This is a genomic window from Natrialba magadii ATCC 43099 (assembly GCF_000025625.1).
Classification (GTDB): domain Archaea; phylum Halobacteriota; class Halobacteria; order Halobacteriales; family Natrialbaceae; genus Natrialba; species Natrialba magadii.
Map to the genome: position 1 here is coordinate 2,157,574 of NC_013922.1, position 14,803 is coordinate 2,172,376.

General features: G+C 62.0%; 12 protein-coding genes. 3 read left to right on the forward strand and 9 right to left on the reverse strand.

The window, feature by feature from the left end; genetic code table 11:
* Nucleotides 1-172: 172 nt before the first annotated feature.
* Together NMAG_RS10105 and NMAG_RS10110 are read right to left on the reverse strand one after the other, a co-directional pair.
* The gene (locus NMAG_RS10105) at nt 173-898 is read right to left on the reverse strand and encodes a DUF5806 family protein (RefSeq protein ID WP_004267344.1); all 726 of its coding nucleotides are present in this window, start codon (nt 896-898) and stop codon (nt 173-175) included.
* Nucleotides 825-1,526: a hypothetical protein gene (locus tag NMAG_RS10110; RefSeq protein WP_004267343.1), complete on the reverse strand. Its 702-nt coding sequence runs from the start codon at nt 1,524-1,526 to the stop codon at nt 825-827. Before NMAG_RS10110 ends, NMAG_RS10105 begins: the two co-directional genes overlap by 74 nt.
* Before the next feature lie 179 nt (nt 1,527-1,705).
* Here NMAG_RS10110 and NMAG_RS10115 point away from each other — a divergent pair, with 179 nt between their 5' ends.
* Nucleotides 1,706-2,842 (forward strand): thiolase family protein, encoded by a 1,137-nt coding sequence (locus tag NMAG_RS10115; protein ID WP_004267342.1) that lies wholly within the window; start codon nt 1,706-1,708, stop codon nt 2,840-2,842.
* A 494-nt stretch (nt 2,843-3,336) separates the two neighbouring features.
* Nucleotides 3,337-3,774, forward strand: a complete 438-nt coding sequence (locus NMAG_RS10120; protein ID WP_004267341.1) for a PLD nuclease N-terminal domain-containing protein — start codon at nt 3,337-3,339, stop codon at nt 3,772-3,774.
* A 135-nt stretch (nt 3,775-3,909) separates the two neighbouring features.
* Here NMAG_RS10120 and NMAG_RS10125 read toward each other — a convergent pair whose 3' ends face one another.
* The 7 genes from NMAG_RS10125 to NMAG_RS10155 form a co-directional block, all read right to left on the reverse strand.
* Nucleotides 3,910-5,601 carry an aldehyde ferredoxin oxidoreductase family protein gene (locus NMAG_RS10125; protein ID WP_004267340.1) on the reverse strand — a complete coding sequence of 564 codons (1,692 nt, stop codon included), beginning with the start codon at nt 5,599-5,601 and terminating at the stop codon, nt 3,910-3,912.
* Nucleotides 5,602-5,697: 96 nt separating this feature from the next.
* Nucleotides 5,698-5,988 carry a hypothetical protein gene (locus tag NMAG_RS10130; protein ID WP_004267339.1) on the reverse strand — a complete coding sequence of 97 codons (291 nt, stop codon included), beginning with the start codon at nt 5,986-5,988 and terminating at the stop codon, nt 5,698-5,700.
* Nucleotides 5,989-6,122: 134 nt separating this feature from the next.
* Entirely contained in the window at nt 6,123-8,141 is a 2,019-nt protein-coding gene (locus NMAG_RS10135; protein ID WP_004267338.1) for an AMP-dependent synthetase/ligase, read from the reverse strand.
* 581 nt (nt 8,142-8,722) lie between these two features.
* A complete protein-coding gene (locus NMAG_RS10140; RefSeq protein ID WP_004267337.1) occupies nt 8,723-9,088 on the reverse strand; it encodes a cupin domain-containing protein in 366 nt (121 codons plus the stop codon).
* Between the two features lie 63 nt (nt 9,089-9,151).
* Nucleotides 9,152-11,029 carry an acyl-CoA carboxylase subunit beta gene (locus NMAG_RS10145; protein WP_004267336.1) on the reverse strand — a complete coding sequence of 626 codons (1,878 nt, stop codon included), beginning with the start codon at nt 11,027-11,029 and terminating at the stop codon, nt 9,152-9,154.
* A gap of 9 nt (nt 11,030-11,038) precedes the next feature.
* Nucleotides 11,039-12,817, reverse strand: a complete 1,779-nt coding sequence (locus tag NMAG_RS10150) for an acetyl/propionyl/methylcrotonyl-CoA carboxylase subunit alpha (RefSeq protein ID WP_012996635.1) — start codon at nt 12,815-12,817, stop codon at nt 11,039-11,041.
* Nucleotides 12,818-12,826: 9 nt separating this feature from the next.
* Nucleotides 12,827-13,993 carry an acyl-CoA dehydrogenase family protein gene (locus tag NMAG_RS10155; protein WP_004267335.1) on the reverse strand — a complete coding sequence of 389 codons (1,167 nt, stop codon included), beginning with the start codon at nt 13,991-13,993 and terminating at the stop codon, nt 12,827-12,829.
* A 488-nt stretch (nt 13,994-14,481) separates the two neighbouring features.
* On the opposite strand from NMAG_RS10155, the gene NMAG_RS20930 reads away from it, so the two are divergent.
* The gene (locus tag NMAG_RS20930; RefSeq protein ID WP_004267334.1) at nt 14,482-14,751 is read left to right on the forward strand and encodes a hypothetical protein; all 270 of its coding nucleotides are present in this window, start codon (nt 14,482-14,484) and stop codon (nt 14,749-14,751) included.
* Nucleotides 14,752-14,803: the final 52 nt, after the last annotated feature.

Genomic DNA, 14,803 nt, shown 5'->3' on the forward strand with positions numbered 1-14,803 from the left:
CGGTTAGTATCGAGTCAGCTACCGGACAGTCCCGATTCAGAAACGGTGTTTTCCGATGGTTACTACCACTCTGGACGATTTTGCTCGGTGCAACGGTCGCTTCCGTTTGCGGGTAGTCCCTGCATTCGCACTGCGTGGGGTCTCCGCTACTCTGCTTCGGCTGCGTCTTCCGTTACTCCGCCTCGTCTTCTCCTGTTCCTTCCTGTTCGCGCAATTCCTCGCTTGCCTCGCGAACCTCGCGCATCACACTGGAGATTCGTTCTTCGGCCTCGAGTTCGTCCTCGACGGAGAGGTCGACGCCCTCGACCTCCAGCAGGAATTTTGCGACTTCGGTGGACTCGTACATCACGTCGTCGAGTTCTTCGGCGGTGAAGAAGTCACACATCGCGCCGTAGAGGAAGGTTGCGCCGGCGGTTCGGACCTTGTCTTCGAAGGAGGAACGGGCCTGGTTGACTGCCTGGGGCGTGTAGGTGTCGGTCATGAACGGCACGAGTTCGGGCAGATTCTCGCCGATTTTGGTCATCTCGACGCCGGTTTCGGTCCGGAAGTCAGAACAGAGCCGCGCGATGGCCCACTCGCGGGCGGTGATGTAGGTTCGATCGCGCAGGAACTCGTTGACTCGGTCGTACTGCGCGCCGTCCATCTTCTTGAAACGGGCGTACTTCTGGACGTCTTCGGGGACATCGGACTCTTCGGGTTCGGTGTCCGGGACGTTCGGTAGTGGGTCAGTGTCGTCGCCCGCTCGTGCTTGGTCCTCGCTGCTCGATTGCTCCGTAGGCGAACTTTCGGCGACGGTTTGTGATTGGTCCCCCGCTGATTCACCGTCACTGTCGGCGTCGGCGTTGGTCCCGGTCGATCGGTCCGACTCCGTGCTGACTTTCGGGCCGTCCTCGTCCATGCGCGCCTATTTCTGCAGGCTCGAGATAAGGGTTCTTGGTTCGGGGACGCTTTTTGATTCTACTCGCACCGCCGTCCGCCGAACCCATGTCGTCGGTGTAGGGACTGTCGGTTCGACGAGCACGGGCGGCGCTTCGTCGTCGGCAAGTTGATCCGGCACGTAGGTAGTACGGATAGTTGAACCCGGACGATGGATCCGCTTCGACGAACCGTTCGTCCACCCCGGGGACGACATCGACTGTGTCTTCGAAGGTGACCGTCGCAACCTCACGAGCAATCCCCTGCCTGGTCTCGCCGTCGTAGATACTGACAGCAATATCGATCTCCCCATCATCGCCGATCGGCTCGCTGAACTCGAGTGTCAGGTCCTCGATTGTCGTGCCGGCCTCGATTGTCGTTCGTCCGAACTCTCCGGTTTCGTCGCTACGAGCTGCTAGCATGCCATCGACCGAGGAACTCGCTTCAGCGATGGTGATCGAAGTGCCATCGGATGTCTGTTCGTCGAAGACGAGTGATGCGTCCGGATCGCTCGTCGCACCAGCCGTATTCGAAGCTAGACTGGCCGCTGAGACCAGTCCTGCCCCGGCCAGTTGAAACAGCGTTCTCCGAGTCGACTTCGGTTCGCTCATGGGGGTGTCCCCCGTTCACATGATTCAACCTGTTTCATCGACTGGCTGTTCTGAATGGGATCAAATCATCGTTATGGCCGACTGCCGGTTTCGCGTGACTGGATCTCGTCTCAGTAAACTCTCCTCGCATCCTCGTGAGTTCTCCCGGATTTAAGTTTGTTAAGCGTCTTCGATACGGTATGTCACAGACGCCAGTCGTAGTGAAGGCCGTGCGGACACCACAGGGCAAGGAGGACGGCGTGTACGCTGATCTCCGTAGTGAGGACCTCTCGGTCCCGCTGATCGACGAAATCCTGTCCGAAACCGGTCTCTCCGGCGAGGATGTCGACGACCTGATGTGGGGCTGTGCACAGCAGCGCGACGAACAGGGCAACAACGTCGCTCGCGTCATCGCCTTGCTCTCCGAACTCGGCGAGCACACTCCCGCGACGACGATCAACCGATGGTGTGCCTCCTCGATGCAGGCCGTCATCTCCGCCTCGGACGCTATCGCCGCCGGCAACCGCGACGCTGTCATCGCGGGCGGTGTCGAGAGCATGAGCCGCGTCGCGATGGGGCAGAACACGCACAACGTCCACCCCAAGATGGCCGAACTGTACAACATGGGCGAACTCCAGATGGGGATGACCGCCGAGAAGGTCTCCGAGGAGTACGGCGTCAGCCGCGAGGAGCAGGACGAGTACGCCGCCCAGAGCCAGCAGCGCGCCGTCGAGGCAACCGAGGAAGGCCGCTTCGACGACGAAATCGTCCCGATCGAAACCGAGGACGGCACCGTCGAGGAAGACGAAGGTCTCCGCCCAGGCACGACCGCCGAGAAGCTCGGCGAGCTGCCGACCGTCTTCAAGTCCGACGGCACCGTCACGCCCGGCAACGCCTCCCAGATCTCCGACGGCGCGTCCGCGCTGCTCATCACCAGCAAGGCATTCGCCGAGGAGAACGACCTCGAGATTATGGCCGAAGTCGGCATGAACAACGTCGCCGGTGTCGACCCGACCGTGATGGGTATCGGTCCGGTGCCCGCGACGCGTGGTCTGCTTGAGCGCAACGGCCGCGACATCGACGAGTACGACCTCGTCGAACTCAACGAGGCTTTTGCCAGCCAGTCGCTCTATTCGCGTGACGAACTCGGCATCGATCCCGACATTTTCAACGTCAACGGCGGCGCAATCGCCATCGGTCACCCGCTGGGTGCCTCCGGCGCGCGCCTCCCCGTGACGCTGATCCACGAACTCCAGAAGCGCGGCGGCGGCCTCGGACTGGCGACGCTCTGTGTCGGCTTCGGCCAGGGTGCAGCGATCGAGTTCGACGTGAACTAGAGCGGTCGATAGGGCTTTTGGTCCAGATTTTGCGAGCGAGCGGTGTAGTCGCGAGCGAGACAAAAGGTGGTTGTGCCAGGGTGCAGCGATCGAGTTCGACGTGAACTAGAGCGGTCGATAGGGCTTTTGGTCCAGATTTTACGAGCGAGCGGTGTAGTCGCGAGCGAGACAAAAGGTGGTTGTGCCAGGGCGCAGCGATCGAGTTCGACGTGAACTAGAGCGGTCGATAGGGCTTTTGGTCCAGATTTTACGAGCGAGCGGTGTAGTCGCGAGCGAGACAAAAGGTGGTTGTGCCAGGGCGCAGCGATCGAGTTCGACGTGAACTATAGTAGCCACTGCAAGTCACTGCACACCTGATCGCCAGCCTGCTCGGCGATCAGTGTGTAACTAGTTGCAGTTGTTACTATAACTGCGGACACGGTTTCACGGGGTTGCGGTAGTTTTCACCACGCCCGAGCAGTCGACTTACAATCCTCGGGCACGTAGCACCACCAATGGACCTGCTGCTCCTGGCTATCGTCGTCGGGATCCCACTCGCCTGGCACATTGGGCTGACGGCGTTCACCTATTACGACGCCGGCAACGTTGGACTCGAGCCGCCGATGAAATGGGCGGCGATCACGTTCTTCATCCCGCTCTTTGGCTTCTTCATCTATCTCTTCGAGCGCAGCGAACTCGACTACGATCCGGAGACGGACCCGTATCGTGGTCACAACTTCAATATTCATCCCTCGCGAGCGGACGACACCCCGATTCGATCTCGCGGCGACAATCGCCTGTCACCGGAGGACGAACAGGAAGGCGGTGTCGGTAGCGACCGTGATCGTAACGGCGAGAGCACCACAGACCACAACAGCGTTCCGAGCAACGACAGCGACCAGAGAAACAGCAGAGAGGCCGAGAACGACCGCTCGAGCTCACGCTGGGAGTGACAGACATCGCTCCGATCGAGCACCGCTCCCGTCTGGTTGGTCACGCTCGGAGCACGCGTTCCTCACTGGCCACACTCTCGTACAATCGGAACTGGCTCGGAATGCGAACCGAAATCGAACCGCAGCCACACCCCCTCAGTCGTCAGCCGGTGCCGCGTCAGAGCCACTCGACTCGAGTGCACTCGCTGGGACCGTGCCGTCCTCGTTCCAGCCGCGTTCCTCGTAGTACTCGTCGAGTCCCTGCTCGAAGCCGGGGACGTCGTACGGCAGACTGTCGTCCTCGCGGTCGAAGCCGCGCTGGTTGTTGAAGTGGCGCTCGAGGGCGACGGTTTCACCACCGAGTGCGAGCAGTTCCTCGTAGTCGGCATCGAGCAGCGTCTCCATGCGCTCGTTGGTCATGAAATCACGAGAGAACTTACAGAGGACGGCGCTGTCCTTGATCGCGTTGATGTTCTCGAGTTCGATGATTTTCGGTGGCTTGTCCTCGAGTCCGTCCTTGCTGAAAGCCTTCTCGGCGTCGACGAGTGGGTACTCGTAGGGGTAGAACTCGGCGTACATGTGGTCAGCGCCGCGGTTCGAGGTGGCAAAGGAGAGGCCCTGTCCGTTCAGCGTGCGGCCGTCGTGGGCTGGGAACTCCATCCCTTTGACACTCCAGTTGTCGACGCCGAGGTCATCGTGAACGCGGTCGATGCCTTCGGCGAGGTCGTCGCCGATGCCCTCGCGGTGGGCAATCTCCTCGACGGTTTCGTGGATGAGGTCGACGTTGCCGAATTCGTCTTCGCTGGCGAGGTAGGCGGCGACGACGTCGCCGGCGGAGATCGTGTCCAGTCCGAGTTCGTCACAGAGCTTGTTCGACTTCATGACGTCGACGATGTCGTCGACGCCGGAGTTCGAGCCGAACGCCATGACGGTCTCGTATTCGGGGCCTTCCGTTTCGAATCCGGCCTCCTCGTCCTTCGTCGGGAGCTTGCAGGCGAACGCACAGGCCGAGCAGGTCCCCTTCTTGTACTTTTTCTCCTCGACACGGTCGCCGTTGATGCCTTCGGCGCCCTCGAATGAGAGTTCCGAGAAGTACCGCGTCGGCAGGGCCTCGACGGTGTTCGCGTATTCGGTCATCGAGGAGGTGCCCTGTCGCTTCATGATGTGGTCAGACTGGGCGGCCTCGCGGTGGACGTCCATCTGCAGTGGCGGGATCTCGACCTCGTGGGTGGAGTCGCCCTCGAAGGTGATCGCCTTGACGTTCTTCGACCCGAGGACGGCACCGAGGCCGCCGCGGCCGAACGCGCGCTCCTCGGACGTCATAATCGAGGCGAAACGAACCTCGTTCTCACCACTGGGTCCGATCACGACCGTGTGTTCTGCGTCCAACCCGTGTTCGTCCTCGATGTACGAACAGGTTTCTGGCACGGTGGCCTCCGCGAGATCGGATACGTCCTCGAACTCGACGCCCTCGTCAGTCACGTGAACGATAACGAGGTCGTCGCTCGAGCCGGTGATTTCGACGGCACTGTAGCCGGTACCGGTGAAGTTCCGCGAGAGGAAGCCGCCCGCGTTCGAGGAGAGCAGGCCGTCGGTCAGCGGCGAGACGCCGGTGGCTGACATGCGACCCGTGAAGCTCATCGTCGAGTGCTGGAGCGGGCCAGTCGCGAAGTAGAGACGATTTTCCGGCCCGAGCGGGTCGGCGTCGAACGGGATGCGCTCGTGGGCGAGGGATGTCCCGAGCGCGCGGCCGCCGATCGACGATTCGAGAACCTCGTCGATCGATTCAGTTTCGACTGTTTGTTCGCCGACGTCGATCGTACACAGTGGTCCCCGGACGTGTTTCATACACGGTACCGTGGTACGCGCTCCGGCAAAATGATACCGGTTCTGCGACTGTGGCTATTTGACCATGAGTCGACGTCGATGTACTATTCTTCTGCTTTAGGCAGTATCCTGTGTGCTTTTCGAAGCTAGGTCAAACATTCCTTCGCCTGCCGGTGGCAGGTGGTCGGTGTCGTCGAGGACGACCTCGAGTCGCCCGTCTCGAATCAGGCGGTCGATCTGGTCGTGCGTGAACCGGCCGTTGCACTCCTCACCGATGAACGTAACGTAGCGCTCGGTGCGCTCTGTAACGGTAGCGAGGGAGTCGCCGGTTCGGTAGTAGTAGCGAACGGTCGTGCCGGGGTGGAGGGCATCTGCACTCGTGCGATACGCCCAGCGGTGGAGGACCATCGGTGGCTGATGCTTGGATGGGGGGCTTGTCTGTCTTCTGGTCTCAGCGTTGCTGGCTAACCAATATATCCTGCAGGCGAAAATCAAAACTCCCCAGCAGCGGTCGTGCTGGGGACTCGTTACAGCACCCCGCCTCAGGCTTCGGGTGCTTGCTCGGCCGAGTCCTCCGCGTAGATCGACTCGATCTCGTCGTCGAACGCATCGAGGATCGCGCGGCGCTTCTTCTTCATCGTCGGGGTGAGCAGATCGTTCTCCTCCGTGAACTCGATCGGAACGAGCCGGTACTCCTTGATCGTCTCGTGGGACTCGAAGTCCTCGTTGACTGTGTCGACCACCTGGTCGATCTGGTCGCGAACCCACTCGTGATCGCAGATGTCGGACGGATTCTCCGGGAGCGCGACGCCCTCGTCTGCGGCCGCGCGCTCGATCGCGTCGATGTTCGGCACGAGGAGCGCGCCGACGAACTTCTCGCTGTCGCCGACGACCATACACTGTTCGACGAGTTCCTTCGAGGCGAAGGCGTCCTCGATCGGCGCTGGCGCGACGTTCTTCCCGGTCGAGAGCACGACGAGCTGTTTCGTGCGCTCGTGGAACTCGATGTAGCCGTCGGGGCGGATCGTGACGATGTCGCCGGTACGGAACCACTTGCCTTTGTCCTCACCGTCATCGTCTTCGTCTACACCCGGTGCGTGCTCAGTGAACGCCCGATCCGTCGCCTCGGGCTTATTCCAGTAGCCCTGGGTCACGTTCGGCCCGCGGACGAGGAGTTCACCCGTCTCGCCGGGCGTGCTCGCAGCGTCGCCGTCCGGGACGATCGAGTCGTCGACGGTCACGTCGCAGTCGACGATCGCCGGGCCGACGGTACCGATCTTCGGCTCCTCGGGCGGATTCGTCGTGACGACCGGCGAGGTCTCGGTCAGGCCGTACCCCTCGAAAATCGGCAGTCCCATGCCGTGGTAGAGCTGGCAGAGCTCCGGCGAGAGGCTGCCACCGCCGCTGACGAGCATCTCGATGTTCCCGCCGAGCGCTTCCTTGACCTTGCTGAACACGAGTTTGTCCGCAACCGAGAGCTTGAATTCCAGAACCGGCCCCGGATCGTCCGCACGGTAGTACTCGCGGCTCACGTCGGTCGCCCAGTTGAAGATACGCTCTTTGACCGGAGACTCCGTCGCTTGCTCGCGGATCGTGTCGTAAATTTTCTCGTAGACGCGTGGCACACTCGTCGCACCAGTCGGCTGGACGGCCTGGAAATCCTCCTTCAGCGTATCCGAACTCTCCGCGTAGGCGACGGTCGCGCCCGCAGCGAACAGCAGGAAGTGTCCCGCCGTCCGCTCGAAGACGTGCGCCAGCGGCAGGTAGGAGACCAGCGTGCTGTCCTGGTCGATCGTCGGCACGTCGTCGTCCTTGTCCGGCCGCGGCCCGTACCGCCGATAGACCTGGTTGACGTTCGTCCGGAAGTTTCCGTGGGTGAGCATGACACCCTTCGGCTTGCCCGTCGTCCCGCTCGTGTAGATGATACTCGCCAGATCGTCGAGATCACGCTCCTCGAGCCACTCCTGGTAGGCGTCCGGATCGTGTCGCTCCTCGCCGATCTCGTAGACGTCCGCGAGCGTGTAAATCTCCGTCTCAGCGTCTGCGTATTCGCCGTCTAACTCGTCCATCGAGACGATGAACTCCAGATCGAGTTCGTCCTCGACTTCCAGCACGCGCTCTAACACGTCCGCATTTTCGACGACGACACCCTCCGCGTCAGGATCGTCGAGCAAATACCTGGCTTTCTCCGTCGAGGAGTTCTTGTAGACCGTCGTGACGACTGCGCCGGCGGCAAGCAGCGCGAAGTCAGTCTGTGCCCACTCCATGCGCGTCTGGGCGAAGATGCCGACCCGATCGCCCCCCTCGACGCCGAGTTCTCGAAAGCCGGTCGCCAGCGGCCGGACAATCTCGGCCATCTCGGTATAGGTAAGACTCGCGTAGTCGCCGTGTGGGGCGGGTTCGAACGCCGTCCCCGCCAAACTACGGTCGTAGATTCCGCCCTGATACTGCTGGGCGACCGCGTTCGGATTCCGCTCGACCGACGCCTCGAACAGCTGCCCCAGTGGTTCCCCTCCCAGTACGTCGCTCGAGAACTCTCGCTCTGCAGTCTGCCAATCCATGGCTTATCATACCAAGGGAAGCGATCACTCTTGAAAGCATAGGATGTTTCACAGAACAGAGTTTGAAATAATCCTGGAAAACAGGAGCGGTAAGCGGAACGTCTGGTTTGAGTGAACACTGGTAACCAGGCGGTGCCAGCAGCGAACCGTTTGGGCACCCCTCCCCAAATGGCAGACAGCAGACGACCGTGACAACCATAGTATATAAATAGGCTCGAAATTCACACAATTCGTTTATTCACGTACCGACGACAGTTCCTATAGTGAGTGGAGAAGACAAACTGATGGTTGTCTGTCAGTCGTGTGGACGGATGTATGCGGGCAAAACCACGATCAGTGATCGTGCCCTGCCGATTGGTCGACCGCAAGGCTGTGATTGTGGATGTGAAACGTTCGAACCGTTGCGCTCTTCGCAGGTGGACATTTCAGAGGACCCTGACTGAGTACCCCTCTTCTGTAGGATCCGGGTATCGTGTCGAGACAGAAGCTCATGAGCGCAATCTGTCACACTTCATCCACTGCTCCGTTTCGCCGACCCCCAATCAGGCACAGTGTACGGAACCAATGGACAGTCGCCCGCCTCACTCGAGTAGTTCGATCTCGTCGTCGCCGTTCGGGACCGCACAGAGGAACGCACCGTCTTCGTCGCCCTCGTTTCGGTACCAGTGGACCGTTCCCGCAGGAATGAGCAGCGAGTCGCCCGCCTCGACCTCGTACTCCTCATCGTCGATGCCGACGGTGTACGCGCCCTCGAGGACGTACTGCTCGTGTTCGACCGCGTTCGTGTGCTCCGGAACCTCGGCTCCCGACTCGAGGACGAACCGCCGGATCGCGAAGTTCGGCGCGCCGTGGTCGTCCGCGATCAGCACGCCCTTCTCGAGTCCGTCCGCAGCGTCGACGGCCTCGTACTCAATCTCGTCGCTGGTTCGGATCAGTGGATCAGCCATGGACGCCGGTTCGGAGGCCAGAACCAAAACAGCACCCGGTTTGGGTGCGCTCGACAGCCAGGCTCAGAGAATCGTCCCGTGCTTCTTGTCCGGAATATCCTTTTCGACCGTCTCGTAGAATTCGAAGCGGTTCTCGAGTTCCTCGCGCAGCGAACTCGGCGGGACGATCTCGTCGACGACGACCTCGCTGGCCATCCGGTGGATGTCGATATCTTCGCGGTACTCCTCGCGCAGTTCCTGTTCTCGCTCGGCGCGCTCCTCGAGATCGTCGATGTCCGCGAGTCGGTTCGCGTAGACTGCGTTGATCGCGGCCTCGGGGCCCATGATCGCGATTTCGCCGCTCGGCAGGCCGATGACGCTCTCCGGATCGTAGGCCGGGCCGGACATCGCGTAGATGCCCGCGCCGTAGGCCTTGCGGACGACTACCGACTGCTTCGGGACTGTCGCCGAGGAGGTCGCGTAGATCATCTTCTTGCCCTGCTCTAAGATGCCGTCCTTCTCGACCTGTGAGCCGGCCATGAACCCCGGCGTGTCACAGAGGTATAGCAACGGCACGTCGTAGGCGTCGCAGGTCCAGATGAACTCGGCGGCCTTCTCGGCCGCGTCGGGGAAGATTGCGCCCGCGCGGTGGTTCGGCTGGTTGGCCACGATGCCGACCGGCCGGCCGTCGATTCGCGCGAAGGCGGTGATGATCTCCTTGCCGTACTCCGGCCGCAGTTCGAGTACCGAGTCGGCGTCGACGACGCGCTCGATGACGTTGAACATGTCGTAGCCGCGGTTCGGTTCCTGCGGAACGACGGCGTCGATGCCCTCGGGTGAGAGCCGCGGCGCTGTTCCCGCAGTTTGGGGCGGCTTCTCGTCGCTGTTGTCCGGCAGGTAGCTGATCAGCTTCGCGACGAGTTCGCGGGCGTGTTCTTCGTCCTCGGCGATCAGATCCGCGCTACCCGAGTGCTGGGCGTGAACGTCTGGGCCACCGAGGTCCTGCAGGTCGATGTTCTCGCCGGTGACCATCTCGACCATCCGGGGCGAGGCGATGGCCATCGCGCTCACGTCCCGGACCATGATCGTGAAGTCCGCGAAGACGGGCGTGTAGGCCGCGCCGGCGATACACGGGCCGTAGAGCACGCAGATCTGTGGGACGCGCCCGGAAAGCATCGAGTGGTTGTAGTAGTACTTCCCGATGCCTTCGCGGTTAGCGAAGAAGCCGGTCTGCTGGTCGATGCGGCCGCCCGAGGAGTCCATCAGGTAGAGGACGGGGCGGCCGGTCTTGAGCGCCCGCTGTTGCATCCGCAGAAACTTCTCGACGCCCTTCTCGGCCATCGAGCCCGCCTTGACGGTGAAGTCGTTGGCCATGAAGTGGAGGTCACGCCCCTCGAACTCCGCCGCGCCGGTGATGAGGCCATCCGCCGGCAGGTCGTCCTCGGCGTCGAAGTTGGCGAACTTGCCGTCCTCGAACTTGATGGTATTCCCGCTCTCGCTCCCGCCCGCCTCGCTGTCTGAACTCCCCTCATCCGTCCCGCCGTCGTCACCGAACCAGAGATCCAGTCGGTCGCGGACGAACAGCTTCCCCTGGTCGGGGAGTCGCTCCTTGTACTTCTCGGGGCCGCCCTCGAGTATCTCTTCAATCTCCTCACGGAGCAGTTCCTCGCGCTCGGTTGGCCCGAGGTCGTCCGCTGCCCTGCTGCGGTCGCGGCTTCGGCCGGCGCTCTGGACTGGTCCGGAGCCCGAACCAGATCCGGAGCCGGCAGCGCCACTGCCACCACTACCGCCACTCGCCGCACCGGTGGGCGCTGACGCGCTCGCGAGCAGGTCCTCACCCGACTGCGTGTACAGTTCGACATCCTCGCCGAAGTGCTCGGCGAGCGCCGAGGCGACCGCCTGCACTTCGCTCTCGTCCTGTGCCGCCGCGTCCGAAATCCTGAGTTTGAGGTCTATCGTCATCGTTTCAGCTCACTCCAGTACGACCAGCGGATCGCCCATATCGACCGAATCGCCCTCGGAAACGGGAACCGAGGCGACGGTTCCAGTCCCCGGCGCGACCACGTCATTTTCCATCTTCATCGCCTCGAGGACGCAGACCACGTCCCCGCTGGCGATTTCGTCGCCCGGTTCGACGTTGATCGAGAGCACGGTGCCTTGCATCTCGGCCGTGACCGCGTCGCCGGCCGCAACCTGTTCGGTAGCGCCAGACCCACCACCCGATCCTGACGACTCACCAGCGGCTGTGCCGCCGTTGCTGGCCGCCCGCGGCAGGCCGTCTTCGACCAGTACGTCGAATCGGCGGCCGTCGACTTCGACGGTAAGTTCGTGCTCGCTCGCGTCGTCACCGCTTGCGCCGCCGCTCGCTACACCCGAGCCCCAGCGCTCGACTGCGTCGGCGAGTTCGTCCTGGCTCACTTCGTGGTCGAGGTAGGCCGTCGTGTGCTCGCCTGCGCGGAAGACCTCGTCTGTGAGCATGAGTCGGTGGAACGGCACGATGGTTTCGGGACCCGAGATGTCGAAGTGGGCGAGTGCGCGCTGTGAGCGGTCGAGACAACGCTCGCGCGTCGGTGCGCGAACGATCAGTTTCGCGATCATCGAGTCGTAGTCGCCCGCTATCTCGTCGCCCTGGGAGACCGCGTCGTCGAGGCGAACGCCGAGGCCGCTCGGCGGGTTGTAGGTTTCCAGTGTCCCTGGTGTCGGCGCGAACTCCTTCGCAGGGTTCTCGGCGTTGATCCGGAACTCGATGGCGTGGCCCTCGATCGAGATGTCGTCCTGTGCGTAGGGGAGTTCCTCGCCTGCCGCGATGCGAAGCTGTTCCCGGACGATATCGATTCCCGTCACCTCCTCGGAGACGGTGTGCTCGACCTGAATCCGGGTGTTGACCTCCATGAAGTAGAACTCGCCGTCCTCGACGAGGAACTCGACGGTGCCGGCGTTCGTATAGCCTGCCTCGCGGACCCCGCGGCGTGCTGCCTCGCCGATCGACTCGCGCAGTGAGTCGTCCAGTGCTGGACTCGGCGCTTCCTCGATGACCTTCTGGTGCCGGCGTTGCAGCGAGCAGTCGCGTTCGCCCAGGTGGAGCACGGTGTCGTGTTCGTCCGCCAGGATCTGCACCTCGACGTGCTTGGGGGACTCGAGATACTTCTCGACGTAGACCGTGTCGTCGTCGAAGTAGGCCTCGCCCTCGCGTTTTGCGCTCTCGAAGGCGTCGTCGGCCTCCTCGGCGCTGCGGACGATCTTCATACCGCGACCGCCACCGCCGCCGGCTGCCTTGATCGCGACGGGATAGCCGTACTCCTCGCCGAGTTCGCGGACTTCGTCGGCGGAGTCGACGGGATCAGTCGTGCCGGGGACGACCGGCACGTCGGCCTCCTGCATGACCTGTCGGGCCGTCGTCTTCTCGCCGAGGGCTTCCATGGCCTCGCTCGGTGGGCCGACCCAGGTGACTCCCTCGGCATCCTCGACACGGGCGGCGAACGTGGCGTTCTCCGCGAGGAAGCCGTAGCCGGGGTGGATCGCGTCGGCACCCGCGCGGTCGGCGACGTCGATGATCGTCTCCTGATCGAGGTAGGAGTCGCTCGCGGGTGCGGGGCCGACGTTGTACGCCTCGTCGGCGTACTCGACGTGGCCCGCGTTCCGGTCCGCGTCGCTGTAGATGGCGACGGTGTCGATACCCAGTTCCTCACAGGCCTGCATGACGCGCACGGCGATTTCGCCGCGGTTGGCAACGAGTAGTTTGTCGAACATTGTGATCACTCAGTAGGACTTGGGGAACCCGAGCTGCTGGCTGATGTGATTGTACGCCATCTGCTGGGAGACCGGGGCGAGCCGGGTCAGGTTGATCTCGCGCCACCAGCGCTCGACGTCGTACTCGGTGGCGTACCCCCAGCCGCCGAAGGCCTGCATCGACTGCTTGACGGCCTCAATGCCGGCTGACACGGCGGTCGCCTTCGCGACGTTGGTCTCGTAGGCACAGTCCTCGCCCTGATCGTAGAGCCAGGCCGCCTTCTCGCGCATGAGCGTGGCGGTCTCCATCTTCGCGTAGGGTTTCGCGATCGGGAACGAGACACCCTGGTGGGAGCCGATCGGCGCGTCGAACACCTCGCGCTCGTTTGCGTACTCGATAGCCGTGTTCGCAGCGAGTTTGCCGATTCCCGTTCCAGCCGCGGCGAAGCCGATTCGCTCGGGATTGAGCATGTCGACCAGGACCCACCAGCCGTCGCCCTCGTCACCGAGCATGTTCTCCTCGGGAACGCGGACGTTCTCCAGGAAGACCTCGCAGGACTTCGAGTAGTTGATGCCGTGTTTGTCGATCGGCGAGACGTCGATGTTCGAGTCGTCCATATCGACGATGAACAGGCTGATGCCGTCTGTGCCGCGGTCGACTTCCTCCCGCGGAGTCGTCCGCGTGACGATGATCATGTTCTCGGCGCGATCCGAGAACGTGATCCAGGCCTTCTGGCCGTTGAGAACGTACTCGTCCCCGTCCTTCTCTGCCTTCGTCGCCACGTTCAGCGTGTTCGTCCCCGCTTCAGGCTCCGTGATGCCGATCGAGAAGTTGCGCTTCCCGTTCGCGATGTCCGGCAAATAGGTCTCCTTCTGGGACTCGGTGCCGTACTCGCGGATGCCGACCGCGGCCATCCCCGCGGTGAGCACGAGGTACCAGGTGCCCGCCATGCCACAGCCCTCCGCACAGAGGGTCTCCATGGCGAGGCCCATCTCCTGCATTCCCATGCCAGCGCCCTCGTACTCCTCGGGGATCAGCAGGCCGTGAAAGCCCGCCTCGGCGAGTTCGTCCCAGAAGGCCTCGGAGAACTCGCCGGCTTCTTCCTTCTCGCGCCAGTGCTCGGGGCCGTACTCCGCGGCCACGTCGGCCGCCGTCTGTCGGATCAGATCGCGTTCCTGTGTAGATTCGAAGTTCATAGTCTGTAGTCTGCGTATCGTCGTGCACCGGTATCCGTGTCCCCACCCGATAGTTGGGTCGTCGACACGTCGTGACTGACCTCGCGCGACCACCCAGTTCGCGGGACGTGAACCAGTCGGTTGCCGCGCGATGGCATACACCGAAGCGGTTTCCCCATCCCCAATAACTATTCCGGTAACTTTTGCGCGGTTAGCTGGGGGAACCAACCTGTTCGATACAACAACAAGGTCACTAACCCGACGCCCACTTGCGTAAACAGTTTCGTATACACCAGTACCGAGCGTGACCAGTTCAGTACCTACTGGTCGGTACTCGAGTCCCTTTCGTCCGACTCTGTCGAGCCCCTCACTCCCTGATAAGAGAAGCGTGCTGAATACAAAGCGCGAATGTCCCACGAGATTCGACGCGATTTGCGAGTTTAGAGATTGTTCAGTACAGAGCCAGTTAAACAGAAGATATATGCTTTTGTGATAGTATAGTTATACATATGTCTGAGTCTCATCACAGCACGTCTTCTCCCAGAGAGCGAGCCTATATCGCTTCTGGTCTGATTAGTGCGGTGATTGCTGTCTACTATTTACCGATTGTGTTCGGGCCTGTAGCGGGGTATTTTGGTTTCCGACTGTATAGTGATAGAGCAGAACCGACTGGCGTAGCGATTGTTCTTCTGGGAATATTGGGAATGCTACTTGGGTTCTTCAACATTGTCATTCCGTCAACACTTGGCATAGAAATTGGTGGCCGTCTGGGGAATTGACGTACTCACGAACGCACCAGATGCATTCTCCGTGAAGCAAAACAACTTTTCC

Coding starts and splice junctions, on each gene's coding strand:
- NMAG_RS10105 (WP_004267344.1), bottom strand. CDS start 898: ATGGACGAGGACGGCCCGAAAGTCAGCACGGAGTCGGACCGATCGACC.
- NMAG_RS10110 (WP_004267343.1), bottom strand. CDS start 1,526: ATGAGCGAACCGAAGTCGACTCGGAGAACGCTGTTTCAACTGGCCGGG.
- NMAG_RS10115 (WP_004267342.1), top strand. CDS start 1,706: ATGTCACAGACGCCAGTCGTAGTGAAGGCCGTGCGGACACCACAGGGC.
- NMAG_RS10120 (WP_004267341.1), top strand. CDS start 3,337: ATGGACCTGCTGCTCCTGGCTATCGTCGTCGGGATCCCACTCGCCTGG.
- NMAG_RS10125 (WP_004267340.1), bottom strand. CDS start 5,601: ATGAAACACGTCCGGGGACCACTGTGTACGATCGACGTCGGCGAACAA.
- NMAG_RS10130 (WP_004267339.1), bottom strand. CDS start 5,988: ATGGTCCTCCACCGCTGGGCGTATCGCACGAGTGCAGATGCCCTCCAC.
- NMAG_RS10135 (WP_004267338.1), bottom strand. CDS start 8,141: ATGGATTGGCAGACTGCAGAGCGAGAGTTCTCGAGCGACGTACTGGGA.
- NMAG_RS10140 (WP_004267337.1), bottom strand. CDS start 9,088: ATGGCTGATCCACTGATCCGAACCAGCGACGAGATTGAGTACGAGGCC.
- NMAG_RS10145 (WP_004267336.1), bottom strand. CDS start 11,029: ATGACGATAGACCTCAAACTCAGGATTTCGGACGCGGCGGCACAGGAC.
- NMAG_RS10150 (WP_012996635.1), bottom strand. CDS start 12,817: ATGTTCGACAAACTACTCGTTGCCAACCGCGGCGAAATCGCCGTGCGC.
- NMAG_RS10155 (WP_004267335.1), bottom strand. CDS start 13,993: ATGAACTTCGAATCTACACAGGAACGCGATCTGATCCGACAGACGGCG.
- NMAG_RS20930 (WP_004267334.1), top strand. CDS start 14,482: ATGTCTGAGTCTCATCACAGCACGTCTTCTCCCAGAGAGCGAGCCTAT.